Source organism: Devosia aurantiaca, from assembly GCF_011058215.1.
In the GTDB taxonomy this organism is placed as follows: domain Bacteria; phylum Pseudomonadota; class Alphaproteobacteria; order Rhizobiales; family Devosiaceae; genus Devosia; species Devosia aurantiaca.
The window spans coordinates 430,873-455,987 of record NZ_JAALFG010000003.1; the positions used below are offsets into that span (position 1 = coordinate 430,873).

A 25,115-nucleotide genomic window follows, 5' to 3' on the forward strand; every position below is an offset into this window, starting at 1 on the left:
CCAAGTGGCCTGTCCACTTATTGACTAACGACGAGGCGCTTGTTAGTCAACCTGGGTCTCTGCTTGCCAAGACCAGGGAGGAGGGAGGACGTTATGGTCGACCGAGTCAGACACGAGAAGATGCGCGGCAGAGCCGCTGCGACCAGCCCGATCAGGATTGGGTTGGTCGAAAGACGCTTTATTTCAAACCAGCGCGATGCGGTTCTTCTCTCGCCACTCCGACGGCGCCAAGCCTGTGGCCTTGCGGAACTGCGAGGAGAAGTGGAAGGCGGAGTTGTAGCCAAGATAGGCGGCAATGGCTTTGACCGACTTGTCGGAATTGCGCAGCAGTTCGCAGGCCCGGCGGATGCGGACGTCAGTCTGGTATTGCTTGAGCGACATTCCCGCATGCTGGCGAAAGAGCCGTCGCAGCGTCGAATAGCTGACCCCCAGGTCGCGCGCCACCGCTTCAAGCGAAGGCGGTTCGCCGCTTTTCTCCATCAATATCCGCCGCGCCCGCTCGACCATGCGCACCTGCCCCTGCTCGGTGGGTTCGAGCGACTGGCACAACTGCGCCAACAGTTGCAGGCTCAGCGCCGAAAGCGTCGGCTGGTGCCGCAGGGCATCCTGGCGGGCCAGCGCACCGATTTGGGCGAACACGGCCTCCGCTTCGGCACCGCCGTGCCAGACCGGGCGTTCGGGCGACACCAGCCCAAGGTCCATCACCCGATCAAAGGCAGCGCCGCGGCACTCAATCCAGCTTTCCACCCAACCTGTTTCGGGGTGGGGAGAAAAGCGATGCCACACGCCTGGAAACAGCAGGATGACGTCGCCCGCCTCGATCGGATGCACTTCCTCCGGCCAGGGCGCAGATTGCATGCGGCCTGCGCCCTCACTGATCAGGGCGAACTGATAGGCCTGCAGCGTGCGCCCCTTCTCCCAGACAAAATGATGATCATCGGGGTGGCGCATCGGCGGATAGATGGCGCCGGCCTCGATGCGCGTGTGGCCAGTGGAAAGTGCAGTGCAGCCAAGGGCTTCGCACAGTCCACTGTCGGGCAGATAGGTGAAATAATCCGATCCGTGCATTGGTCAGTTTTTGTATGTTTTAGATCAATAAGCGAAAGTGGTACCGGCTTTCCGGTTGCAGTGCGAGTGTTAAGGTCTGCCTCAAGGTCAGTTTTTGAATGACCGGCATGTCTGCGGAAAATGCCGCGGCAATTGGGAGGAATGGCATGGAGCTCGGTTTCGAGACGACTGCTGCACGTCGACCGCTTAAGGTCGGCCTGTTCGGCATCGGCCTCGATGCCTATTGGCCTCAGTTCGAAGGCCTTAAGGCGCGGCTTGAAGGTTATGTCGAGGTTGTGGCGGCCAAGCTGGCCCGCCCCGGCGTTGAAATCGTCAACCTCGGCCTCATCGATAACCCCGCCAAAGCGCTGGAAGCAGGGCACGATTTCCGCGTGGCCGATGTCGACCTGATCTTCCTTTATGGCACGACTTACGCCCTCTCTTCCACCGTCCTGCCGGTCGTTCGCCGTGCCGGCGTGCCGGTGATAATTCTTAATCTGCAGCCTGAAAAAGCCATCGACTACGCAGCTTTCAACAAGCTGGGCAATCGCACCAGGATGACCGGCGAATGGCTGGCCTATTGCGCCGCATGTCCGGTGCCTGAAATCGCCAATGTCTTCACGCGCGCGGGCATTGCCACGCACCAGATCACTGGCGTTCTCGAAGGTGACAGTCATGTCGACGCTCAGATCGAAGATTGGATCGAGGCTGCCCGAGTTGCCCACGTCATGGCCCACAACCGCCTCGGCGTCATGGGCCACTACTACAATGGCATGCTCGACATTTATTCCGACCTCACCGCCCAGAGCGCGGCATTCGGCACTGCCATTGAATTCATGGAAATGGATGAGCTCGCCCAGATCCGGCGCGAGCTGGAAGCCTCTGAGATCGACGCCATGCTGGCGCGCATCCATGCCGAATTTGATATCGAGGCAGGCTGTGACGAGGCCGAATTGCGCCGCGCCGCTGCTACGGCCGCCGCTTTGATGAGGCTCGTTGAGCGACATGACATCGGCTCGATGGCCTATTTCTACGTCTCGGTGCCGGGCCATGAACACGAGGACATCATCTCCTCGGTTATTTTGGGCTGTTCGCTCCTGACCGCTTGTGGTGTTCCGGTCGCGGGCGAATACGAAATCAAGAATGCCCAGGCCATGAAGATCATGGACGCCTTTGGCGTTGGCGGCTCTTTCACCGAATACTACGCCATCGACTACGCCGACGACGTGGTGCTGATGGGCCATGACGGCCCCGGCCACACAAAGATTGCTCAGGGCAAGACCAAAGTACGGCCCCTCGAAGTCTATCACGGCAAGGTGGGCAAAGGCGTTTCGGTGGAAATGTCGGTGCGCCACGGTCCCGTGACACTGCTCTCGGTAATCGAGCGCGAGGGCAAGGTCCAGTTGCTGGTTGCCGAAGGGAGTCTGTCCCCGGGCCGGTTCTGGAAATCGGCAATACCAACAGCCGTTATCGCTTCGCCAACGGCGCTCGCGCCTTCACCGAAGCGTGGAATGCCGCCGGACCTGCGCATCATTGCGCAGTCGGCGTCGGACATGTCGCCAACAGACTGGAAAAGCTCGCAAAGCTGTTGAAGCTTGAGCTGATCCGCGTGGTCTGAATAAGTTTACCAGGAGGAGAAACGACCATGAACTTTACCAGATTATCCCGTCCACTCGGCATGGCGCTCGGCCTTGCCGCGCTTGTCGGTTCGATGGCCATGCCGGCTGTAGCCCAGGATGCCGGCATCACGCCGCCACCCGAAGTCGTCCAGTTCGGCGAGATCGAAGCCGGCAGCGGCGAGGGCCTCACCATCGGTTTCACCCAGCTTGGCCTCGGTGTTCCATTCACCGAAGCACTACAGCGCGGCATGGTTGCCGCCGCTGAAACCGCAGGCGTCAATCTCGTGACCTGCGACTCCAAGTTCGATGCTGCCGCAGCGCTCGATTGCGCCCGTCAGTTCCGCACTCAGAACGTTGATGGTCTGGTGACCTTCCAGGCCGACGCCGCCGCCGCTGCTAATATCTGCGCCGAAGGCCCACAGGTCCCTGTGATTGCCATCGACATCGAGCAGCAGCCCTGCCAGACCGCTTTCGTCGGCGCAGCAAACACCTATGCCGGCCAGATCGTCGGCTATGCCATCGGCCAGTACTTCAAGGAAAACTTCGATTGCGAATACGACGCATTCGTATCCCTTGAATCCCTGGCAGTTGGCGTCGTCAACGACCAGCGTATGGGCGGTATGCGTGATGGCTTTGCCCAGGTCTGCGGCGAGGTGCAGAACCTTCGCGTCATCGATACCGGAGCCGGTGGCCAGGCCGATGCCGCCCAGCGCCAGATGACCGATACGCTCACAGCCCTGCCAGGCGCACAGCGCATCATCACGGTAGGCATCAATGAAGACGTGATCACCGGCGCACTGGCCGCTGCCCGCTCGCAGAACCGCACCGAAAACCTATATCTCGGCGCGCAGAACTTCGACCCGAGCAACTGCCAGATCTGGACGGCACCGAACTTCATCGCCACCGCTGCCTACTATCCGGAGCGTTACGCAGAACTGATCATCCCCAACATCATCAAGGCCGTGAAGGGTGAAACCATCGCCAAGCAGATCCTCGTCCCCCACGAGGTTATCAGCAAGGACAACATGATGACCATTTACCCAGAGACCAACTGCTGATGTCTGGCGCGACTTTTCTCTCCGTCCGCGGAATCAGAAAGTCGTTCGGCCCGGTCAAGGTCCTCCACGGTGTGGACCTTGATCTTTCCCGAGGCAGCGTTACGGCGCTCCTCGGGGAAAACGGGGCCGGCAAATCGACCTTCGTGCGCATCCTGGCCGGGGACCATCGTCCCGATGACGGCACTATCGAGGTGGAAGGCACGCCGACGAGCTTTCGGACGGTTACCCAATCACGCAATGCCGGCATTCGCCTGATCGCCCAGGAAATCGCCGACGCGCCGACTTTGTCCGTCGCGGAAAATATTGCCTTGGGCGCGCTCCCGAACCGTCTTGGTTTCGTCGATCGCAAGGCGATGCGGAACATGGCGCAAAAGGCGCTCGACGCACTTGGTGCCGACCTGCCGCTCGATGCCCCGGTATCGAGCCTGCGCCTGGGGAACGTCAGATCGTCGAGATTGCCCGCGCTACCGCTGGTGCCTCGCAATGCCTGATTTTTGATGAGCCGACCGCCGCCCTGTCCGACGCTGAAACGCAACGTCTTTTTGCGCTGATTAAGCGCATGCAGCAGTCTGGCGTGGCCATCCTCTACATTACCCATCGCCTCGACGAGGTCTTCGCCATCGCTGATCGCGTCTGCGTTTTACGCGACGGCCGCGTGTCGCTCGATACCGCCACTGCCGATGTCGACCAAACCCAGGTGGTGACGGCCATGGTCGGTCATGCCATCGCAGCTCACGGCGAGCGCTACAGTTTTGAAGGCTCCACCGCAAACCCACTGCTTGCGGTCGAGAACCTGACGTCCGACACCTTCACCGATGTCGATCTCACCGTCGCTCCGGGCGAAATCGTGGGCCTTTATGGCAAGATTGGCTCGGGCGTGCCCGAATTGGCCGGAGCGCTGTTCGGCGCTGGCGACTACCAGACCGGCACGGTGCGGCTCGAGCGCCGCGAGGTCAAGTTTTCCCATCCCGACGAGGCGATCCGCCAAGGCGTCGGTTTCCTGCCCGCCGACCGCGCCAGCGAGGGCCTGTTGCGGCCTCGCTCCGTGGCGGAAAACCTCGCCGCACCAAGCTGGTCGCGGCTGGCCAGCGGCGGCATGATTTCGCGCTCTACCGAAGCTCGGGCCTTTGCCAATTGGCACAAGGTGCTCAAGGTTCGCTCCCGCGAAGACGGCTCGGAAGCCATCACCACCCTTTCTGGTGGCAATCAGCAGAAGGTCCTGCTTGGCCGCTGGCTGGAAGCTGGCTCCAAACTCCTGCTGCTGGTCGAACCCACCCGCGGCGTCGATGTCGGCGCGCGACAGGAAATCTACGGCGTCTTGCGAGAGTTGGCACGACAGGGCCACGGCATCCTGATCGCCAGCTCCGACTACGAAGACATTACCGAGGCCGCGACGCGCGCAATGGTCATGGTGCGGGGCAGGGTGGTTGCCCATCTGCCCCAGGATGAAATTACAACAGAGCGGCTCACCGAAGCTGCAGGAGGCGGCGTCCATGCCTGATCAGGCTTCAATCACCACAGCTGGCGTGCCAGCCGCACCCCGTGCAACCCGCCGCATGAAGGCTCCCGAATGGGGCGCACTGCTGCTGTTCCTCCTCGCCGAGATGGTGTTTTTCACCCTCAACTCGCAATATTTTCTGACTTGGCCGAACTGGGTCAACATCATCACTGCGCTCTCTATCACCGGCATACTTGCCGCCGGCGGCACCATCCTGCTGATCGCGGGGCAGTTCGACCTCTCAGTAGGCAGCGGAACAGCATTCGTCGCCCTGATGTTTGCGATCGCAGCGCAGAGCATGGGCATTATTCCAGCCACGGGCGTCGCCTTGCTGGTTGGTGCGGGCATTGGCGTCCTCAATGGTTTTCTGGTCACCGTTGTCGGTGTCAACGCCCTGATTACCACTTTGGGCACCCTTGCCATCTTCCGCGGCCTAACCCTTTCGATCGGCGGAGCGAGCAGTGTGCGCATCAATGGCTTCGATTGGGCCATCGCCCGTCCATTCTTTGACATACCGCTCTCGGCCGTGCTGTTCCTCGTGATCGCAATCGTGGTAGCCATTGTGCTGGCGCGTACCGTTTTTGGGCGCACCATTTATGCCATCGGCGCCAATGAAAACGCCGCGCGCCTAGTCGGCATTCGCACCAAGCGCACGCTGTTCATGGGATTTGTCATTTCCGGCCTATGCATGGCGGTAACGGGCCTGGTCAGCGCCTCCCAGCTCGGCTCGACCTCTGGTACGACAGGAACCGGCCTGGAACTCGCCGTCGTTACGGCAATCATCCTGGGCGGCACCTCGCTCAAGGGGGCACGGGCACTATGTTCGGCACCATTTTGGGCCTGCTCATCGTCGGCGTGCTCAACAACGGCATGACGCTGATGAACATTAACTCGACCTGGCAGCAGGTTGCCGCTGGCACTTTGCTCATCCTGGCCGTGTCCTTCGACCAGATCCGCCAGCGCTTCATCCGCAGCTAGGACGGCGCCCGATGTCGACAACCGGCACTTTTCGCATCCTCGACTCCGTCGAGATTCCTATGCGCGACGGCACGATCCTGCGAGCCAATGTTTGGCTGCCGGGCGAGGCGGGCAATTGGCCGGTGCTGTTGCAACGCACCGCCTATCGCAAGGACGATGCCTTCGGAACGCAATATATCTCGGCCCTCGAGTTCATGGCTGCACTGCGGCGCGGCTATGCAATCGTTGTCCAGGATACCCGCGGCCGATACGCCTCGGATGGCGCCTTCGTGCCCTTTGCCAATGAAGCCCAAGATGGTGTCGACACCATCACGTGGCTGCGCCAGCAGAGGTTTTGCAATGGTCAGGTAATGATGTTCGGCGGCTCCTACGTCGGAGCCACCCAGGTCCTCGCCGCCTCCGCTCATCCAGAAGGTCTTATCGCGGTGTCCCCGCATCTGACTACCGCCCGCCATGGCGAAAGCTGGACCTATCGTGGCGGCACACACGAGCTAGCTTTCTTGCTTCTGTGGATCATCGAGAGCCTCGGCCCTGAGGACCTTCAGCGACGTATGAAGGACATGCCAGAGGCAGATGCGAAAAGAGCCACGCGCGCGCTTGCTGAATTGCAGCGAGACCCCCAAGCGGCATTCTCCCGCTTGCCCATTCTTGATGATGATCTGGTCGCGCTGGCGCCCTATGCTGCAACATGGTTCGACGCTGCTCGCGCAGCATCAGCGGCGCAAGACCTGGAACACCTAGACGCGCTCAGATCCAGCGATGTCCCTTTTCTGATCACTCCCGGCTGGAACGACCTTTTCGTTGAAGGTGCCATCGAACTATTTGAAACGGTGCGCAGCCGCCACAACCACGCCGAAGATGTGCGCGATCGATTGATTATTGGTCCGTGGTCACATGGCAATCCATCCGACTGGCAGGGCGACTTTTGGCTCGGCTATGCCGCCTCGACTGCGACGCTGTTTACCGAGCAGCTGGCTTTTTTGACGCAGCGAAGTCCGACGTCCGACCATCTACGCCCATGGTGCGCTACTTCCGTTCCGGATCCAACTCCTGGCACTCAGCCAACGACTGGCCCATTCCGGGTACCCAGAATCGAGAGCTCTTCCTGAGCCATTCCAGTCTTGGCATGGAGGCGTCGGATGACTGGTCCCGGACCTATGTCTCTGACACGCTCAACCCAGTCCCCACCGTCGGCGGCGCCAACTTCGTCCCCGGACTTTTGTTGGGCCGTAATTCTGGTCCCAAGGAGCAGAAGCACATCGAAGGCCGCGACGATGTGCTGATCTTTACTTCACAGCCACTGGACACAGATCTCGACATAACTGGCCTCGTTCAGCTCAGCGTATGGACCGCTTCTGATGCGCCCGCTGCAGACTGGACTGCAAGGCTGTGCGAGGTCGACAGCAACGGGAAGAGCGTTGGTCTTGTTGACGGTATTTATCGCCAGCTTCAGTGCAGCAATGAGCCATCTGAGGTACTGGTCGAATTGGGACACATCAGTCACCTGTTCGCCAAAGGTAACCGCATCCGTTTGCAGATAGCTTCGTCGAACTTCCCCCGCTTCGACCGCAACCCGCAATCTGGTGTCTCGCCAGTGTTAGCCAGGCCGGGTGATTTCAGGCCCGCACGCCAAACTGTAGTAGGTGGACAATCATTCCCGAGCAAGCTGGTACTTCCAAGCATAAGTCAAACCGACTGAAGATCAACGGTATGCCAAGCCGACGATAAATTATTAACGCTGGAATATACCACAACATTGAAAGTGGTTTCATTGGCAGAACTATAAAAACCTGGATTCCGTGTGAGAACAGGTTTCACTAGCAAGTCGTTGAAAATGCTAAGTAAAGGCAGTCCCGAAACGCTTGTGTGGAAGGTTGAGTGGCAGTCTTTGTGGAAGTTCCACCTAATAGCCACCGTAGTCAAGTGACCGCTTCAATGCCCAAGCATCAGGCATCCCAGAGGGCGTGACAGGATGGCTCAATCGAATGGCAGCGAGCCGTCGGCTCGAAGTGCAGGTACTGGAATATTGTCTCTCTGAAACATCGCGGTCATGGCTGACATGACTGCATCGCCCCCACTGCTCGTCACGCCATCCGCCACCATGCGCTGGAGATCACCAGCATCGGCCTCGGTGTCGCCCATGGGCCAAAGTGCCGAAGTCGCCAAACGTCGCTTGCGCTGCATGAGGCTATGCAACAGGCAGTCGAAAGAGTGCTCACGAAATCCGGGGTGAATGGACATGGGCACATGCACGCTGACTGGTCGAGTCTGCCCAATGCGATGAACACGGTCGTTACACTGCTCTTCCACGGCTGGGTTCCACCAGCGAGAAAGATGGATGACATGGGTTGCCGCAGTGAGCGTTAATCCGGTGCCAGCAGCCTTGGGGCCAAGGACCAAGAGATCAAAGCCGGGCGCGTCGCGGTACATCTGGAAGCGGTTGACGATCTCCTGGCGCTTCTTAATGGGAGTGTCGCCGTTGATCAGATCCACCCGCGCGAACCCGAATTCTGCCTTAACCAGCTCTATGAAGCGGTACTGCATCTGTCGATCTTCAATAAAAACCAGCGCGCGCTCCTGCTTATTTTTGATTGTCCGCAGGATATCAAATGTAGCTTCCAGCCGGGCTGAGGCGGCTATCATGTCTTCATTGGCAGCTATAACTTGAGGATCGGGATGGACCGAGACGCTTCTAATGTGATGTAGCATCTTGAGCGCGGCACCGGACCCGCCTTGCGCCAGCTTTAGCTTGGCATCCTCATAGCTCTCCGCCTGTTGGCGCGGCATTTGGCGCGGATGTAATTGGCGCGTCTTTTCGGGGAGGTCGCTGGCGACAGCCTGCTTTAGTCGTCGCAGTGCCAGAGGGGGCACTTTGCCGCTAGGCATGAATACTCGTGAATGAAGTTGAGCCATGTTTTGCGGAGTGGTCTCGGAATACGCTCGGCGGAATTCGCCCAAACTATCAAGACTCCCTGGCGTCAGCTGATCCATGATCGACCATAAATCCTGCGCGCTGTTCTCGATCGGTGTTCCAGTCAGGCCAATTCTGAAATCTGCATTGATCGTGCGGGCAGCCTCGGCACGCATGCTGAAGGGGTTTTTGATGGCCTGAATTTCGTCGAAGACCACAGCAGCAAAGGGAATTTGTGCCAGAGAGTGCTGGTAGTTGGTCAAGGTCGTGTAGGTGGTCAGGATCCACTGTCGATGTGCGCGACCTTCTTCGATTGCTTCATGCAGCGAGCTGAGGTCAAGTTTGGCAACGCCGTCGTCGATGTCCATGCCTCTGGCGCCCGTCACCTTGCGTGATCCGGTTCCCGCGCCATAGAGGCGGATGACGCTACCAAGGCCCGGGTTTTGAAGGTGCCCGCTGACTTCCTGTTCCCAATTTACCAACAGCGACGTTGGGGCCACGACTAAAATCGGTCGACTGGCCGCGCGGCCAGACTGCTTCATGTGCTCCTGGATCCAAGCGAGGAAGGCAATGGTTTGTAGCGTCTTGCCCAGGCCTTGCTCATCGGCATTGAGCACGCCTGGGAGTCCGGCAGTCCATGCGTCGATTTGCCAAGCCAGACTATCAACTTGGTGAGGCTTAAGAGCCGTCTTCACAATTGTGGGCACTGAAGTGCCTATCGCCGGTGCCCTTGGAGTTAGGCTAGCGATCCAGTGCAATTCGTCCGTATTGTCTTCGGTCTCAAGAACAATGGGTCCGGTCTGGGCATCGGGGAGATCGTCGTGTTCTGGGAGGTCTGCTCGGTCGGCTATATGTTTGTCGATCGTGGTCAAGGTCTCGGCGCGCGCGGGAACAGCGAGATCGTCAACCTGCACTTGTGCAACGCCACTTTCGATAGCCGACGCAATCGCGACACGAAGATCGTCCAGCGCCGAGCTGGGCATATCTGCCAGAAGCTCTGCAAACTTGCGGCCGAAATCTTCGGGCATCCATGTGCTGGCTTCAAAATCGATCGGGGCCGCTCGCTTTTCGAAGATTTTGATGCCAACCACACGCTCTGAAAATTCATGCGTTTCGACAAGTGCGGGCCCTGCGATCGCCTCTATGGCCTCCTCTTCGCCAACAGGGTCGAGGCCATCGAGCTTGCCGTCGCGCCGCAATGCATCCTCGACGGCCGCAGTAATGGCAGGGCGCGGATTGCGAATGAAATTCTGTCGTTCGGATGGCATCGCTTTTTGCATCTTGGCCATCACCTCAAGCACCGGCGATGCCGAACGATCTATGACCAGATAGCTTCCAGGAGCGACGCGATAAGCAGGTAGTGCGCCGCGGTCTCGCACACGTTGCTGGAAGGTCAGCAGGTCGCGATCCTGCAGCTCGCCCTGTGCCTCAAACGGGGTAGCCGCTTCCTCCATTCGGCCGCGTTCCAGCGTCTTGCCTGAGAAGGGAACGACATTGAAGTCAGTGCCATCCGAGTTAGGCGAGATGGAAAACCGATCCGCCAGATTGACTGAGAGGCCAGAAAGAAAATCAGTCATCGAAACCTTGGCGGTATGGTCAGCGCCGGCCACGCGGACGCCTGGATCGAGCGCCTGGCGAAAGCGTGCCAGCGCCTCCCAATGCGCAGCATCGTCCTGACCGCCCGGCTGGAAGTGCTCGGCCACTTCCACGGCCTCAAGCAACCAAAGCGGCACACGTCGGTCGCCGTCTGAGGTGGTCATGATAGCGCCAGTGCGCTTCGGCAGCTGTCGCTGCCCGGCCTTGGTCCACTCATGGCGCAGCCGGAATGAGGGCGACCCAATTACCCCTTCAACATCGGTGCGGAAGGTCAGGTCTATGATTGGCGGGAAGTTCAGCGCCTCGGCGGTTTGGCTTGTTACGGCAGCAGCGAGGCGGTGCGACATGCGAATCTGTTGGCCAGCAATCTCCAGGGGCTCGCCCGCCTCATCGGCAAGCGCCCGAAGGTCGGCAATAGCGTAAATCAGTTCGCGGTCAGATGGCGGGAGTTGGTCCAGGTCCTGCGGCTTGCGTCCGATCAGCCGCTGCAACAACCCGCCACCACTTTCCAAATGAAGAGAGACGAAATGTGCATCGTAGGTCAGAGAAAAAGCCATCGGTTTTCCTAGATATGTTCCAACACGCGGCTTTGCCAATCGCCATTATGGGCAACAGACCAAGAGCCAGGGAGTAGCCTGATGTCCTCGCAGTCGTACCAGCTTTCATAGAGCTTCGGCGCCTTGGGATGATCGTCGCGGAACACATGAACTTTGTAGCTGTGGGATCCCTCAACCACGATCTTGCTCCCAATCTTCAGGATGAGCAGTGACGTGTTTGCTCGAGATCCTCCGGCCTCTTGGCGACCGAAGCGTAAGAAGCGGTTATCAGCGCCTTTTCGGCGAGCATAAGCGACGCCCTCCTTGCTGAATGCGACCCAGGCAGCATCGATACGTTTTTGGTTGTGGAGGCCAAGCCAGAAGCGCTCCCGCGGCGCCCACATGTGGCTTTCCTCGACGGCGGAGACCACATCCAGGAAGAAGCGAATGTTTTCGCCCGTTAGCCAGCGGTCGATAATGGCACGCAGATGTGGGGGCACACCTGACCATGCTGCATTTTCGCTCCGAATGCGCGGATCACCATAGAGGGATATCAGCCGTTCGGTCAGGAAGCGCTCATCGTCGCTTGAGGCCGCGCGGTTTTGCCATGGAGATAGTAGCGCACTGATCGCCTCGGCAGCGCCAGACGCTCGAGCCTGTTGGCCTTCGGGCTTCAGCCACCCGATCAACCGCTCCATACCCGAACGCTGGTCCAACTGCGGTGCTAGTTGCTCGATGAAGGCAAGGTGAACATGGTCCATCAACCCTGGAGCGTGCGGGCTGCGTAGCCCCAACTGTCGCAGATCGTCCCATGGAACAGCCATTTTTACCATCCGACCGGCCAGAGCCGAAGGCGCCGCAGTGGCATCCAGGAGTTCTGGAACACCCTCGAGAAGGGCGGCCCACCGCGCACCAATCTTGGAGCGCGACCGGTCAAGCGCAGTGGCCAAAGCGGCGGTATGTGCCGCGCCAGGCTCATAGCTGCCGATAAACACGGCAACCATGGTGTTGAGGAACGTTCGGCGATCGCTGCTTTCGATCTCCTCGCAGTAAAATCTCCGCAGGGCGGCAAGGTCGCGACGGTCGCGACGATCCTGATCAAACAGGGCGACGGCAGCCGTGGTCACCAGCGACATCCTTGTGTCGCTCCAGTCGCCCGTCTCCAGTCGCCCCCGCATCTCCTGAACCAGTCGCTCTCGGTCTCGCTCTGGCGGCTCGACCACAACATCTGGCCAACGTGCCAGGATTCTATCAGTCGTTGAGGCCAACCTGTTGATCGCCGCCAGCGCGATTGGGTGAAAGCTTGCCGGCTTAGCCAAAAACCGCGCCAGGCTCATGGGCTTTCCAATCCGACGCCGGCCTGCAACTCCTCACGAATGCGCTCGATTTCTTCCGAACTCCCTGGCGTGAACATGATTATACGCAAATCAATGCGGCGGTTGGTGGAGCGCCCTCCGGGTGTCTCGTTGTCGGCGATCGGTCGCATCTTGCCGTATCCTGCGACGGAAAGCACAGGTTGTTCGCGATAGTTTTGGTGGCTAATCAGATCTGGCTGGTTTCCCACCATCTCCGCGTAGGTGGTGTTGGCGCGCTCCGTGGAGAGCCTCAAATTGGAGATGTCAGCACCGGTGGAGTCGGTATGGCCCTCGATTTGCACCGCCTCGATAATCACCCCATTGGGGTTGCAGCCGGTGTCCCAGGCGGACCGCGGGCCAAGCGTGTAGCAGGGCAAAATCTCGTTCAGGCGAGCAGCAATGCGCTGGACGACCATAACGGTTCGTTGATCACGCAATGCCGATGAGCCACTAGCGAACAAGCCATCGCCCTGGAAGCGAAGGGCGTCATTTTCCGCACTGATGACCACATTGAGGTCAGGAAACTCTTGGAGCAGTTGGTCACGCAAGCGCTCAAGAATGCTCCGACGTTCGCTGGCAGTCTGGCCGATATAGACCTCAAGAGGATCGACTTTCTCCGCCTCCGCCAGCCGCAGCTCCAGCTCGGCGACGCGCTTAAGCAATTCTTCGATCTGCCTGGTCTGATCAGCGATTGTTTGATCCTTCTGGGCGATGAAGCTTTTCTGCAATTCAATCGTCGCTAGTTTCTCATCATATTCTGACTTGAGAACGGTCTCCTCAGGATTGAACTGGCTTGCGAAGAAGGCCAGCAAAATCATGATGATAAAGAGGAAGCTCACCGTCATGTCGGTCATCGACACGAAAGCAGATTCTTCTTCCTCTTCGCGGTGTTGCCGCCGAGCGCCGCTACGCATCAGGATTTCCTGGACTGCGGGGCGAACTGCTCTGCCTGATCAACAATGGCTTGCATCACATCAAGCGCCGGATTGAGGCGACCCTGCAGTTCACTGACATGGCCGCGCATGGAGTCCACAGCACTCGCTACCTGCGTGGTGTAGATCTCGAAGGCCTGCCCGAGCTTGCTATCCATGTCGTCGAGGCGCTCGCCCTGACCCCTCAGGCGCTCCAACATCGCTGAAACGCCCTCGAGTCCAGCTTCGATTGCGCGTGCCTCGGTGTTGAGGATCAGCTTGGCGGCGTTAAGCGCATCGAGCGCGCTGCTTGCGGTGGCCTCTGCTGAACGCGAGACAGTCGTAGCGACATTTTGAGTGCTGTCCGCCAACTGCCGTATTGAGCCTTCGATCCGCTCGCTGGTCGCACGTATCGGGGCAGTCGCTGTTACCAAGTCTTGGCTGGCCGTGCGGAAAGTGGAGGCGGCCTGTACCGATGCCTCAGCGCCTGAGCGCACGCCTTCTGAGAGCATGCGCATATCGGAACTAGCGCCGGCGACTTGGCCGACCAGCCCATCCATCTGACGCGCGATTTCGCCCAGCGGCGCAAGCAATTGTTCGGACGCCTTTGACGTAAGCTCGCCCGTCAGCCGGGCTATTTCCGATCCAGAGGCTTCGATCCGCTCGCGCGCAGCTGCGCTTCCACTCAGCGAAGCGCCTTCCATCTGTTCCTTAAACGCGGTGCCGGCCTGTTTTAAGTCCGCCGCGGCCGCGCTCATGGCTCGTGCGCCCTCGCCGGTATTTTCCCGGATGCCCTGAAGCGTCTCGTTCATGATCGACAGCATGCGATCGGCGCCCTGGCTGAAGGCGCCTCCGGTCGCGTCGGCGGCTGCCGTCATAGTGGACCGCAAATCGTCAACGGCCTGGGCGACCCGGGCCACGGCAGCATCCATCTCACCGCCCATCCGGCCGGAGCTGGCGTCCATTCGCTCCGAGAGCTCGCCGATCCGCTCGCCAGCCTGGGCGAGTTTCTCGCTGGCTTGGCCAAGCGCTTTCCCGACGTCGTCAGAAAATCGAGAAGACAGGTCCTGGACCATGCTGCCCACGCCTTCGGCACCAGCCTTGCCAACCTGGTCAAGAAGCGGAGCCATAGCGGCTGAAATGCTGTTAGAAATGGCGAGTGGGATATCCTCTCGCAGGGGCCGCCCAAGTTCAGCAACCAGTTCCATACCGATGGCGCGGAAATGCTCCCGTTGCTCTCGAACCGCAGCGAGCTGCTCAACCGCCAATGACTCGAGGCTGATGAACGAAAGCCGCTGCTCCAGGCTGTTGGAGACGCTGTGGGCAGTATCTTCCAGGCGAGACATGCCGACACGCAGCACAATCGTGAAAATGATGGAGCAAAACAGGCCGGTAAGGGACATGATGAATTTGGCCGAAGCCACATTCATCAACCGGCTCATGCTTTCCTCATTTATGTCAGACAGCCCCTGCAGCGCCGCGACTAGTCCGAGGAAGGTAAGGAAGAGCCCCGCGGTCACAAAAAGCCCGGGGACGATCCGCCAGAATCCGGCGCCAAATCCCAAGTCCTCAACGTTGAAAAAGATTGACGGCCGTGCCGCATTGCGCAGGACGTATTCATTTTCCCCGGTCTCGTAAGCGACCAAGGTTTCCCTGAACTCCGTCCAGTGTTCAGCGACGCTCTTTGCCGATCCTCGACGCCCGAAGCTTTTGATCCGATTGTCGAGCTCCGCAATGTTTCGGCTCAGCTCGGCTCCGTCCTTGTATTTGCGCACTTCCGCCCGAAGGCGGGCCAGTGCCCGCCTTTTGCTGCCGACCCTGAAGAGGAACAGGCCTACTGCTAGGGCGAGGAAAGCCACCAACGCTAGGCTAACCAAGCCAGGGGCGTATTCCTCCCGGAGCCATCCAGCAACGCCGAGAACAAGTGCGCGGACATACAGCCCGATTGAAACCAATGAATCCAAAATAATGTCCCCACCCAACAGTGAATTAGTATTGCCTTACGATTGGGAGGCGCAAGCAGCAGGCGGCTTCCTCCACGAGATTGTAAGCGGTCAACAGGCGAAATTTGTCGACCTGTCCGCGAGTTGGGCCTCGAGAATCTGTCGGAGCCTGTCTCGACCCCAATCCGAATCCTGCGCATAGTGCCAACACTTCAGGGGGTGTTTCTTGGCTATATTCACGACGACCGCATATCCGCTTATTTCGCTGGTTGAGGACATTGCGCTCGGCAAGATTGGTCTGCCTGATATTCAGCGGCCATTTGTCTGGCCCAACAAAAACGTCCGCAACCTCTTCGACTCCCTCTATCGCGGCTATCCTGCAGGCTACCTGCTTTTCTGGGAAACGGGGGCGGACAGCACCGCAAAGACGATTGGGCAGGGTAGCCACCACGCAGCGCCATCGCTGGCCATAGTCGATGGTCAGCAGCGACTGACATCGCTTTTTGCCGTCGTTAAGGGACGAGAGGTCCTGCGTGCGGATTTCAAGAGAGAGCGCATTCGCATTGCGTTCAACCCGCTGGTGGAAACCTTCGAAGTCACTGATGCGTCCATCTTGAAGGACAAGGCCTACATTCCCGACATTTCAGTCTTGTGGGCACCTGGAGCGAGCCTCTTCAAAATCGCGGGCGCCTACGTAAACGAACTGTCTAACGTACGTGCCCTCACCGACGACGAAAAAGAACGAGCCCAAGAGGCCATAGGCCGCCTGCATGCTTTGACCTCGTATGCATTCACCGCCCTAACGCTCAACGCGTCCGTCAAGCCGGAAGAGGTCGCAGAGGTCTTTGTCCGCATTAATGGCGAGGGCAAGAAGCTCAACCAGTCCGATTTCATCATGACGCTGATGTCGGTGTTTTGGGACAAAGGCCGTGCCGAGCTTGAAGATTTTGCCCAGTCAGCAGCCGTGGCAGGTCAGGGGCGCCATCGGGGTTCAATCATTATCTCAAGCCATCGCCGGACCAGTTGCTGCGGGCGACGGTAGGGCTTGGCCTGAAGCGGGCGCGACTGCAGAACGTTTACAGCGTCCTTCGCGGCAGGGATGCCGTGACAGGCGAGGTTGACATCACCAAGCGTGACGCCCAGTTCGACCTGCTCACACAGGCCCAGGCTCGCTCGCTCAACCTCTCAAACTGGCACCATTTTCTGAGCGCGCTCAATCTCGCCGGCTACCGGCACGAAGGGATGATATCCTCTGAAACGTCGATCATCTATGCCTATGTCCTCTACCTGATCGGATTGGTCGACCATGGGATCGACAAACAGGAGCTCCGACAGGCCATTGCCGAGTTCTTCTTCATGGCGTCCTTGACCGGCCGCTACACCAGCAGCCCGGAGACCAAATTCGATTTTGACCTGGCGCAATTGCGCGGCATTCCGGACGGGAAGGCATATCTGGCCAAGCTCCGAGAAATTTGCGCAACGACGCTGACGAGCGACTACTGGTCCATTTCCCTGCCCAGTGATCTGGCGACGTCGGCATCCCGCAGCCCATCGCGCTTTGCGTATCAGGCCTCGCTGATCCTGCTGGGCGCTCGGGCCTTGTTCAGCCCGCTCAAAATCTCGGACATGATCGACCCGTCTGTCAAAGGGACGAAGGCCACGTTTGAGCAACACCACCTGTTCCCGCGTGGCTATCTGTCCAAGATTGGGATCACGGATCTCCGCCAGGTCAACCAGATCGCCAACTTCGCGCTAGTAGAATGGCCAGACAACGGCAAGATCAGCGACCAGCCGCCATCCACCTACGCGCCTACATGGCACGCGGCACTGACGCCAAAGGACCGCACCGACATGATGCGTTGGCATGCATTGCCAGCCGAGTGGTGGAACATGGAGTACCAGGATTTCCTGCGCGAGCGGCGCAGCCTCATGGCCAAGTTGGTCCATGACGCCTATCGGAAGTTGTGCGGCGATATGGAACCAGAGGCAGCAGCAAAGCTGTCAGTCCAGGAACTTCTGGCATCAGGCGAAACCGACACCGTCGAGTACAAGTCCACCTTGCGCACCAATCTGCACACCGGCGAGGTGGACGAAAAAATGCACCTGGCGGTGCTCAAGACACTGGCAGGGTTCCTTAACGCCAAGGGCGGCACGCTGATGATCGGTGTGGCTGACGACGGCAAGGTCGTTGGCCTCAGTGCCGATGGCTTCGCCAGCGAAGACAAGATGGCGCTGCATCTGGTCAACCTGATCCGTGACCGGATAGGAGACCTGTTCTTGCCCTACATCCATCCCCACTTCGATGAGCAGGAGGGCGAGAGGGTGATGGTGGTTCATTGCGAGGCCGGCCCAAAAGCCGCCTTCATCAAGGATGGGGTGGCACATAGGTTTTTCGTACGCGGCGCCAATGCGACTGCCGAGTTGTCCGGCAATGCCGTGACGGACTATGTGAAGGTGCGGTTCCCGTGATCAGTCGGATTCGGTATCTCGTCCAATCGGGCGGCACGGCCATTTGAGTATCGGTTTGCCTCTGGCGCCGGGCCATGGTCCGGTGTCCCAATAGTGAGTTGAGGATTCTTGCAGCATGAACGCGGTCGAGATCGAACAGGCCGTATCCGAGCTGGCCGATCAGTCTTTTAACGCTGCGGAATTTCCGTTCGCCTTTCTGCGCGCATTTGGCAACAAGGACACCACGATCAAGCGCCTGCGCTCGGGCGAGTCTAACAAGTCCGACCTGGGCGGGGTGCTGCAGACCAATCATATCCACATCAAGGTCGCCGAGCCCGGTGCAGTGGCGGCCGCCTTCGAGGCGCTGAAGGCCAGTCCGGCGACCAAGCGGTTCAAGGCGCGCTTCGTGCTCGCCACCGACGGGGTCGAGCTTTATGCCGAGGATCTGACCTCAGATGAGGCACCGGTGATCTGCGCCTTTTCCGATTTCCCAAACCATTTCGGTTCGTTCCTGGCGCTGGCGGGCATTTCCACCGTCAAACAGGTGCGCGAAAGCACGTTCGACATCCGCGCCACTAGCCGCCTTAACCGGCTCTATGTTGAGCTGCTGAAGGACAACCCCGATTGGGGTACGGCGGCGCGGCGACCGGATATGAACCACTTCATGGCCCGGCTGATCTTCTGCTTTTTTGCCGAAGACACCGACATCTTCAACGGCAAGCGCCTGTTCACCGCCACGGTGAACAGATGACCGAGCGCGATGGCAACGACACCCATGAGGTGATCTCCGCGATCTTCACCGCGATGAACACGCCCACCCAGCACAATGGCGCGCCCGACGGCAGGTATCGCTGGGACGCGGGCCTGCGGCCCTGGGCCGATGTCTTCCCCTATGTGAATGGCGGGCTGTTTTCCGGCAGCACAGATGCGCCGCGCTTCTCGCGCATCGCGCGCTCCTATCTCATCAATATCGGCAGCCTCGATTGGACCAAGATCAATCCCGATATTTTCGGCTCGATGATCCAGGCCGTGGCTGACGACGAGGAGCGCGGTGCGCTGGGCATGCACTACACCTCGGTGCCCAATATCCTCAAAGTGCTCAATCCGCTGTTCCTCAACGATTTGCGCGAAAAGCTGGACGAGGCTGGCGACAATGCCCGCAAGCTATTGAACCTGCGCAACCGAATGGCCCGCATCCGGGTGTTCGATCCGGCCTGCGGCTCCGGCAATTTTCTGGTGATTGCCTATAAGGAAATGCGCGGCATCGAGGCGGAGATCAATAAGCGGCGCGGCGAGCCAGGCCGTAGGAGTGATATCCCGCTGACCAATTTCCGCGGCATTGAACTTAGGCACTTCCCTGCCGAAATCGCCCGGCTGGCGCTGATCATCGCTGAATACCAAGCCGACGTCGTCTACCGCGGCCAGAAGGAAGCGCTGGCGGCTTTCCTGCCGCTTGATCAGGAAAACTGGATCGTCCAAGGCAATGCGCTGCGGCTGGATTGGTTGAGCGTCTGCCCGCCAACGGGGACGGGCGTAAAGCATCGGGCAGATGATCTGTTCGAAACACCACTCGATCAGACGCAGATCGATTTCGAGAACGAAGGTGGGGAGACGTATATCTGCGGCAACCCGCCATATTTGGGGTCCCAATGGCAGACGGACGAGCAAAAAGACGAACTCCGTGGGATTTTCGACTTTCGCACACAGAATTGGAAATCACTGGACTACGTAGCGGGATGGTTCATGAAGGCCGCCGACTATGGCTCGCATTCCAACTCAGTTTCAGCTTTCGTATCCACCAATTCGATATGCCAAGGAAGGCAGGTGGAAACGCTATGGTCTCTCATCTTCGGCACTGGGCACGACATACAATTCGCTTACACCAGCTTTAGGTGGGCAAACTTGGCGAGCCACAACGCTGGTGTCACCGTCGTGATTGTCGGTATCGCGGCCCACTCCAACCGCATTAAGTACCTATATTCCATCGCTGAAGACGGCTCCACGGTACTTCGAGAAGCCACCAACATAAACGCCTACCTGGCTCCGGCCGCGAATGTTCTAGTTGAGGCCCAGCCGAACCCGAGGAGCGGGCTACCCAATATGAGTTTTGGCAGTATGCCAAACGATGGTGGCTACTTACTCTTGCCCTACTCGGAAGCAAAAAGAACGGTTAGCGAGCATGGTGTGCAGCCCGGGCTTTTTCGGCCGTTCTACGGTTCTCAAGAGTTCATACGCGGGTATGAGCGCCGCTGCATTTGGGTCAACGAGAATGAATATCTGGAGGCCCAACAGAACGGCTGGCTCAACTCCCAGTTCGACAAGGTCCGAGCACAACGAGAAGCGTCCAACAGACCCACAACGAAACTACTTGCAGCAAAGCCATACCGATTTGGCGAAGTGAGGCAGGTAGGTGACGAAACTTCGATTATCGTTCCAAGTGTTTCTTCAGAAGCTAGGGAGTTTTTGCCGGTAGGTTTTCTACCCTCCGGCTCAATCGTCTCAAACCTTGCATTTTCCCTATACAACGCACCTCTCTGGAACCTGTCTCTTATCGCATCTAAACTTCATATGATCTGGGTGGCGACCGTGTGCGGCAAACTTAAAACTGATTATCGATACTCCAACACCCTCGGCTGGAACACCTTCCCAGTCCCACCGCTCACCGAGCGCAACAAGGCCGACCTCACACGCTGCGCCGAGGACATCCTCCTCGCCCGCGAGGCGCATTTCCCTGCCACCATTGCCGATCTCTATGACCCCGAAACCATGCCCGCCGACCTGCGCGCCGCTCATGAGGGCAATGACGAGGTGCTGGAACGCATCTATATCGGCCGCCGCTTCCGCAACGACACCGAGCGGCTGGAAAAGCTGTTCGAGCTCTACACAAAAATGGTCGCCAACGACGCCGCCAAGCCCAAGGGCAAGACTCGGAAGGTTCGCGCAGATGGCTGATCGCACGTACCAACCCGGCGGCGACGCCAAGGCCATTTCCGAGATCGCCAAGTCCCATTTCAACGGCGACTATGCCAGTATGTTCGAACACCACGGCTGGCCCGAACGCGGCGGCGATATGATGCGCAAGGTGCAAACCCGCGTGGTCGAAACCTACGGCAGCGTCCGCGCCTTCGAGGCCCATTTCAGCAAGGACAAGGCATGAGCATCGAGACCAAAGCCGTTCCTTCCGTTTCGGTCTCCTATGCCCGCAACGGCACTTCGACTAAGGCCAATGAGCTTGGCATGCGTCCTATGCAGGAGCGCGCCTATGACCATCGCGGTGAGCAGTACTTGCTGATCAAATCGCCGCCAGCCTCGGGTAAAAGCCGAGCACTGATGTTCGTGGCGCTCGACAAGCTCCACAACCAGGGCCTCAAGCAGGCCATCATCGTCGTGCCGGAAAAGTCGATTGGCTCCAGCTTCAATGATGAAACGTTGAGCCAATACGGCTTCTGGGCCGACTGGGCCGTGGTGCCCAAGTGGAACCTCTGCAATGCTCCGGGGAGGACGGCGGCAAGGTCAATTCCGTACGCGCCTTCCTCGACAGCGATGACCGCGTCCTGGTTTGCACCCACGCCACGTTTCGGTTCGCCGTCGACCGCTTCGGCATAGAGGCCTTCGACGACCGGCTAATCGCCGTCGACGAATTCCATCACGTCTCGTCCAACCCAGACAACAAGCTGGGTGCCCATCTAGGCGCCTTCATCGCCCGGGGAAGGTCCACCTGGTGGCGATGACGGGCTCCTATTTCCGGGGCGATTCAGAGGCGGTGATGGCGCCGACCGACGAGGACAAGTTCGTGACGGTGACCTACACCTATTACGAGCAGCTCAACGGCTATGAGTATCTCAAGCACCTCGACATCGGCTATTTCTTCTATTCGGGCGCCTATGCCGACGACATCCTCAAGGTGCTGAACCCCAACGAAAAGACCATCATCCATATCCCAAGCGTCAATTCGCGCGAGAGCACCAAGGACAAGATCCGCGAGGTCGAGCACATCATCGACGCGCTGGGCGCCTGGGAGGGCGTCGACGACAAGACGGGATTCCAGCTCGTGCGCACTGCCGAGGGCAAACTGCTGCGCATCGCCGACCTCGTCACCGACGATCCAGGCAAGCGGGATGTCGTCTCCTCGGCGCTCAAGGACCCGGCGCAGAAGAACAACCGCGACCACGTCGACATCATCATCGCGCTGGGAATGGCCAAAGAGGGCTTTGACTGGATCTGGTGCGAGCACGCTTTGACGATCGGTTACCGATCCAGCCTCACCGAGATCGTCCAGATCATCGGCCGCGCCACCCGCGATGCGCCAGGCAAAACGCGCGCACGCTTCAGCAACCTAATTGCGGAACCCGACGCCACCAGCGAGGCCGTAACCGAAGCGGTCAACGACACCCTCAAGGCCATCGCCGCCAGCCTTCTCATGGAGCAGGTACTGACTCCACGCTTCGAGTTCAGGCCGAAGAACCCCAACAACGAGGCTGCGCCTGGTTTTGACTATGGCGAGGGAGGCTACGACCTGGATAAGGCCAATATCGGTTTCAACGAAGCAACCGGCCGTATCCAGATTGAGGTCAAGGGCTTGGCAGAGCCGAAGAGCGAAGAGGCCAAGCGCATATGCCGCGAGGACCTCAACGAGGTCATCGCCACCTTCGTGCAGGACAAGCGGAGTTTGGAACGCGGCCTGTTCGACAGCGAGATGGTGCCCGAAGAGCTGACAGTCGCGCGCATGGGCAAGATCATCAAAGACATGTACCCCGAGCGCGACGAGGAGGATCAGGAGGCCATCCGACAGCACGCCATTGCTGCGCTCAACTTCGTCCAGGGGAGCAAGGCCGCTCTGACCGGTGCTGCCGCCAGCACGACGGACAGCGTCAACACCGCCTTCATCCAGGGTGTCCGCCGGTTCGCGATGAGCGTCAAGGACCTCGACATCGACCTCATCGACCGGATCAATCCGTTCGGCGAGGCCTATGCCATCTTGGCCAAGGCCATGAGCGAGGAAAGTCTGAAACAGGTTGCCGCCGTCATTGCCGGCAAGAACACGAGCCTCACGCCAGAAGACGCTCGTGACCTGGCGCGCCGCGCGTTGCGGTTCAAGCAGGAGCGAGGCCGCCTGCCATCGATCACCGCGCAGGACCCTTGGGAAAAGCGCATGGCTGAGGGTGTCGCGTTTCTGGCCCGCATGAAGGCCGAGGCCATCCGTGTCTAAGTTCACCGACGAAGACGATGCCCTGCTGGGCGAACTTGGCGTCGAGGTCGAGCCCGGGCAGCACGCCAGCCGTTCCCCCAAGGAGGAGCGGATCATCGCAGGCTTTGAGGACATCCGGCGCTTTGTCGATGAGCATGGTCGCTTGCCGCAGCACCGCGAGGACCGAGATATTTTCGAGCGTCTGTACGCGGTCCGTCTGGATCGGCTGCGCGAACTGCCGGAATGCCGCGAACTGCTCGAGCCGCTTGATCACCATGGGTTGCTTTCCGGTGTCAGCGAACCGGTAGCTCCCGTCGAAGATCTGGACGACGATGCCCTCCTTGCCGAACTCGGCGTGGATGGCGCTGGTGAGAACGACGTCACCGATCTGCGCTTCGTTCGCTCCGGCGCCGAGAAACGTGCGGCGGAGGAAATCGCCAATCGCGAGAAATGTGAGGACTTCGAGCGCTTCGCACCTTTGTTCGCTGCGGTTCAGAGTGATCTCGACGTTGGTGCTCGGGTCACCCGGCCATTTGTCAAAGACGCCGGCTTTCTCAAGGCCGACATCACCCAAGGCCAGTTCTTCATTCTGGGGGCAAGTCGCCTATGTTGCCGACGTCGGCGAGCCGATCAAAGCGCCAAACGGAGAAACCGATGCCCGGCTGCGTGTCGTTTATTCCAACGGCACAGAGAGCAATCTGCTGCTGCGTTCACTCCAGCGCGCCCTTTATAAGGACGAAGGCGGTCGGCGGATAACCGAACCAAATGCCGGTCCGCTCTTCGCCGATACGCGTGATGACGAGGACCTGGCTAGCGGCACCATCTATGTGCTGCGCAGCAAATCGGACGAGCCCTATGTCGCCCAGCACCGTGATCTCCTGCACAAGATTGGAGTGACCGTAGGCGAGGTCCAGCAGCGGATCGCCAATGCCAGACACGACGCGACATTCCTTCTCGCCGATGTCGACGTCGTCGCCACCTATCGCCTGTTCAACATCAACCGAACGAAGTTGGAGAACATCATTCATCGGGTGTTCGGGCCGGCGCGCTTGGACCTGTCGATAGCAGACCGTTTCGGCAATCCAGTGGTGCCGCGCGAGTGGTTCTTGGTTCCTTTGTTCGTCATCGACGAGGCGGTCGAGCGCATCAAGGACGGCTCCATTGCCGAGGTGCGATACGATCCACAGACCGCCAAGCTTGTCACCAACTGAGGCTTGCTCATCCCAAAAAGAGGGCATCGCCATTTCTCGGCTTCGCCTCGCAGGTGAGGTGTTCTGTGTGATCGAGGTGTTCTTTTCTGCGTCTGTCTTGTCCGGCCGCCCCTCGCGCGATGCGCAGGGCGGCAAGCTTCGCCGGTTCATGTCAGCCGTCGAATGCCCGTCATGACCGCCCTTCGCATCACAAGTGATGCAGGGCGGCAAGCTCTCTTCGTTCGTCATGCCGGTCATTCGAGCATCTTTCCAAAAGCTGGAAAGATGCTGTCCATCACAATGCCAAACCGCCCCTCGATTACCTTCGGTAATCAGGGCGGCGAGCTCGCTGAAGAAGCTCGTTTGACATCGTAATGGCCGTATTCTCGGGGGTTCCCACCCCGACAATACGGCCGGGAAGAACACCTGTTTTTTCGGCTGAAGAACACCTCTGTCAGTCGGGAAAGATGCACTTTTTGCAGTCGGGTAAGATGCGCTTTTTGCAGTCGGGTAAGATCCCCTTGGTTAAGTAGCAGGCGGACAAATTTGCGGGTGACCAGATATATATATGCGGCGAAACTTGAAACCCTGAGATCTGGAGTTATCTGGATTCCGCAGAGGCAAACACCGAGGGTGTTATGACGCTCGACGAGCTGCGCCAATTTACGGCGGACCAAGTTTTAGATGCGATAAGAGACAGGTTCAGAGAGGATTGCGCGTTGTATAGGGAAAATGCAAGGTTTGAGACGATTGAGCCGGAGGGTAGAAAACCTACCGGCAAAAACTCCCTAGCTTCTGAAAAACACTTGGAACGATAATCGAGTTTCGTCACCTACC

The 25,115-nt window shown here is 59.1% G+C and carries 18 protein-coding genes and 3 pseudogenes; 15 read left to right on the forward strand and 6 right to left on the reverse strand.

Going from position 1 to position 25,115, the window contains the following annotated elements; all coding sequences use genetic code 11:
- Positions 1-183: 183 nt before the first annotated feature.
- Complete coding sequence (locus G5575_RS15425; RefSeq protein WP_235936046.1) at positions 184-951, reverse strand: helix-turn-helix transcriptional regulator; 768 nt, start codon at positions 949-951, stop codon at positions 184-186.
- Between the two features lie 263 nt (positions 952-1,214).
- Here G5575_RS15425 and G5575_RS15430 point away from each other — a divergent pair, with 263 nt between their 5' ends.
- The 8 genes from G5575_RS15430 (at position 1,215) to G5575_RS21255 (ending at position 7,899) form a co-directional block, all read left to right on the forward strand.
- Positions 1,215-2,639: an arabinose isomerase gene (locus G5575_RS15430; protein WP_235936047.1), complete on the forward strand. Its 1,425-nt coding sequence runs from the start codon at positions 1,215-1,217 to the stop codon at positions 2,637-2,639.
- Positions 2,640-2,692: 53 nt separating this feature from the next.
- Positions 2,693-3,724 (forward strand): sugar ABC transporter substrate-binding protein, encoded by a 1,032-nt coding sequence (locus tag G5575_RS15435; protein ID WP_164535105.1) that lies wholly within the window; start codon positions 2,693-2,695, stop codon positions 3,722-3,724.
- Positions 3,724-4,215 carry an ATP-binding cassette domain-containing protein gene (locus tag G5575_RS20685; protein ID WP_235936048.1) on the forward strand — a complete coding sequence of 164 codons (492 nt, stop codon included), beginning with the start codon at positions 3,724-3,726 and terminating at the stop codon, positions 4,213-4,215. Before G5575_RS15435 ends, G5575_RS20685 begins: the two co-directional genes overlap by 1 nt.
- Positions 4,216-4,283: 68 nt before the next feature.
- Positions 4,284-5,225, forward strand: coding sequence for an ATP-binding cassette domain-containing protein (locus G5575_RS20690; RefSeq protein ID WP_235936049.1), 942 nt, complete (start codon positions 4,284-4,286; stop codon positions 5,223-5,225).
- On the forward strand, positions 5,218-6,096 hold the full coding sequence (locus G5575_RS15445; RefSeq protein ID WP_235936050.1) for an ABC transporter permease: 879 nt from the start codon (positions 5,218-5,220) through the stop codon (positions 6,094-6,096). Before G5575_RS20690 ends, G5575_RS15445 begins: the two co-directional genes overlap by 8 nt.
- Entirely contained in the window at positions 6,042-6,200 is a 159-nt protein-coding gene (locus G5575_RS20695) for a hypothetical protein (protein ID WP_235936051.1), read from the forward strand. The genes G5575_RS15445 and G5575_RS20695 overlap by 55 nt, the downstream gene beginning before the upstream one ends.
- Positions 6,201-6,211: 11 nt before the next feature.
- The gene (locus tag G5575_RS21250; RefSeq protein WP_268904438.1) at positions 6,212-7,309 is read left to right on the forward strand and encodes a CocE/NonD family hydrolase; all 1,098 of its coding nucleotides are present in this window, start codon (positions 6,212-6,214) and stop codon (positions 7,307-7,309) included.
- Positions 7,219-7,899: a CocE/NonD family hydrolase gene (locus G5575_RS21255; protein WP_268904439.1), complete on the forward strand. Its 681-nt coding sequence runs from the start codon at positions 7,219-7,221 to the stop codon at positions 7,897-7,899. The genes G5575_RS21250 and G5575_RS21255 overlap by 91 nt, the downstream gene beginning before the upstream one ends.
- 278 nt (positions 7,900-8,177) lie before the next feature.
- On the opposite strand, the gene G5575_RS15455 is transcribed toward G5575_RS21255, so the two are convergent.
- From G5575_RS15455 to G5575_RS15470, 4 genes are read right to left on the reverse strand one after another with little or no spacing between them, the layout of a single operon-like run.
- Entirely contained in the window at positions 8,178-11,264 is a 3,087-nt protein-coding gene (locus tag G5575_RS15455; protein WP_164535106.1) for a DEAD/DEAH box helicase, read from the reverse strand.
- Positions 11,265-11,272: 8 nt separating this feature from the next.
- Positions 11,273-12,580, reverse strand: coding sequence for an EH signature domain-containing protein (locus G5575_RS15460; protein ID WP_235936052.1), 1,308 nt, complete (start codon positions 12,578-12,580; stop codon positions 11,273-11,275).
- A complete protein-coding gene (locus G5575_RS15465; protein ID WP_207633177.1) occupies positions 12,577-13,512 on the reverse strand; it encodes an OmpA/MotB family protein in 936 nt (311 codons plus the stop codon). The genes G5575_RS15460 and G5575_RS15465 overlap by 4 nt, the downstream gene beginning before the upstream one ends.
- On the reverse strand, positions 13,512-15,473 hold the full coding sequence (locus tag G5575_RS15470) for a MotA/TolQ/ExbB proton channel family protein (protein WP_207633178.1): 1,962 nt from the start codon (positions 15,471-15,473) through the stop codon (positions 13,512-13,514). Before G5575_RS15470 ends, G5575_RS15465 begins: the two co-directional genes overlap by 1 nt.
- A gap of 205 nt (positions 15,474-15,678) precedes the next feature.
- Between G5575_RS15470 and G5575_RS19550 the strand changes: the two genes are divergently transcribed.
- The 7 genes and pseudogenes from G5575_RS19550 (at position 15,679) to G5575_RS15495 (ending at position 24,299) form a co-directional block, all read left to right on the forward strand.
- Positions 15,679-16,494: a DUF262 domain-containing protein gene (locus G5575_RS19550; RefSeq protein ID WP_207633179.1), complete on the forward strand. Its 816-nt coding sequence runs from the start codon at positions 15,679-15,681 to the stop codon at positions 16,492-16,494.
- The gene (locus G5575_RS19555) at positions 16,476-17,921 is read left to right on the forward strand and encodes an RNA-binding domain-containing protein (RefSeq protein WP_207633180.1); all 1,446 of its coding nucleotides are present in this window, start codon (positions 16,476-16,478) and stop codon (positions 17,919-17,921) included. Before G5575_RS19550 ends, G5575_RS19555 begins: the two co-directional genes overlap by 19 nt.
- A gap of 175 nt (positions 17,922-18,096) precedes the next feature.
- A pseudogene (locus tag G5575_RS22335) lies at positions 18,097-20,501 on the forward strand (type IIL restriction-modification enzyme MmeI); the annotation flags it as partial.
- Positions 20,487-20,852, forward strand: a complete 366-nt coding sequence (locus tag G5575_RS22340) for a type IIL restriction-modification enzyme MmeI (protein WP_407924870.1) — start codon at positions 20,487-20,489, stop codon at positions 20,850-20,852. The pseudogene G5575_RS22335 and the gene G5575_RS22340, both read left to right, overlap by 15 nt.
- The gene (locus G5575_RS15485) at positions 20,845-21,057 is read left to right on the forward strand and encodes a hypothetical protein (RefSeq protein ID WP_164535107.1); all 213 of its coding nucleotides are present in this window, start codon (positions 20,845-20,847) and stop codon (positions 21,055-21,057) included. Before G5575_RS22340 ends, G5575_RS15485 begins: the two co-directional genes overlap by 8 nt.
- Positions 21,054-23,109: pseudogene (locus tag G5575_RS15490) on the forward strand (DEAD/DEAH box helicase). Before G5575_RS15485 ends, G5575_RS15490 begins: the two are co-directional and overlap by 4 nt.
- A pseudogene (locus tag G5575_RS15495) lies at positions 23,102-24,299 on the forward strand (GIY-YIG nuclease family protein). Before G5575_RS15490 ends, G5575_RS15495 begins: the two co-directional pseudogenes overlap by 8 nt.
- 580 nt (positions 24,300-24,879) lie before the next feature.
- Here the strand turns inward: G5575_RS15495 and G5575_RS22345 are convergent.
- The gene (locus G5575_RS22345; RefSeq protein ID WP_407924871.1) at positions 24,880-25,110 is read right to left on the reverse strand and encodes a type IIL restriction-modification enzyme MmeI; all 231 of its coding nucleotides are present in this window, start codon (positions 25,108-25,110) and stop codon (positions 24,880-24,882) included.
- Positions 25,111-25,115: the final 5 nt, after the last annotated feature.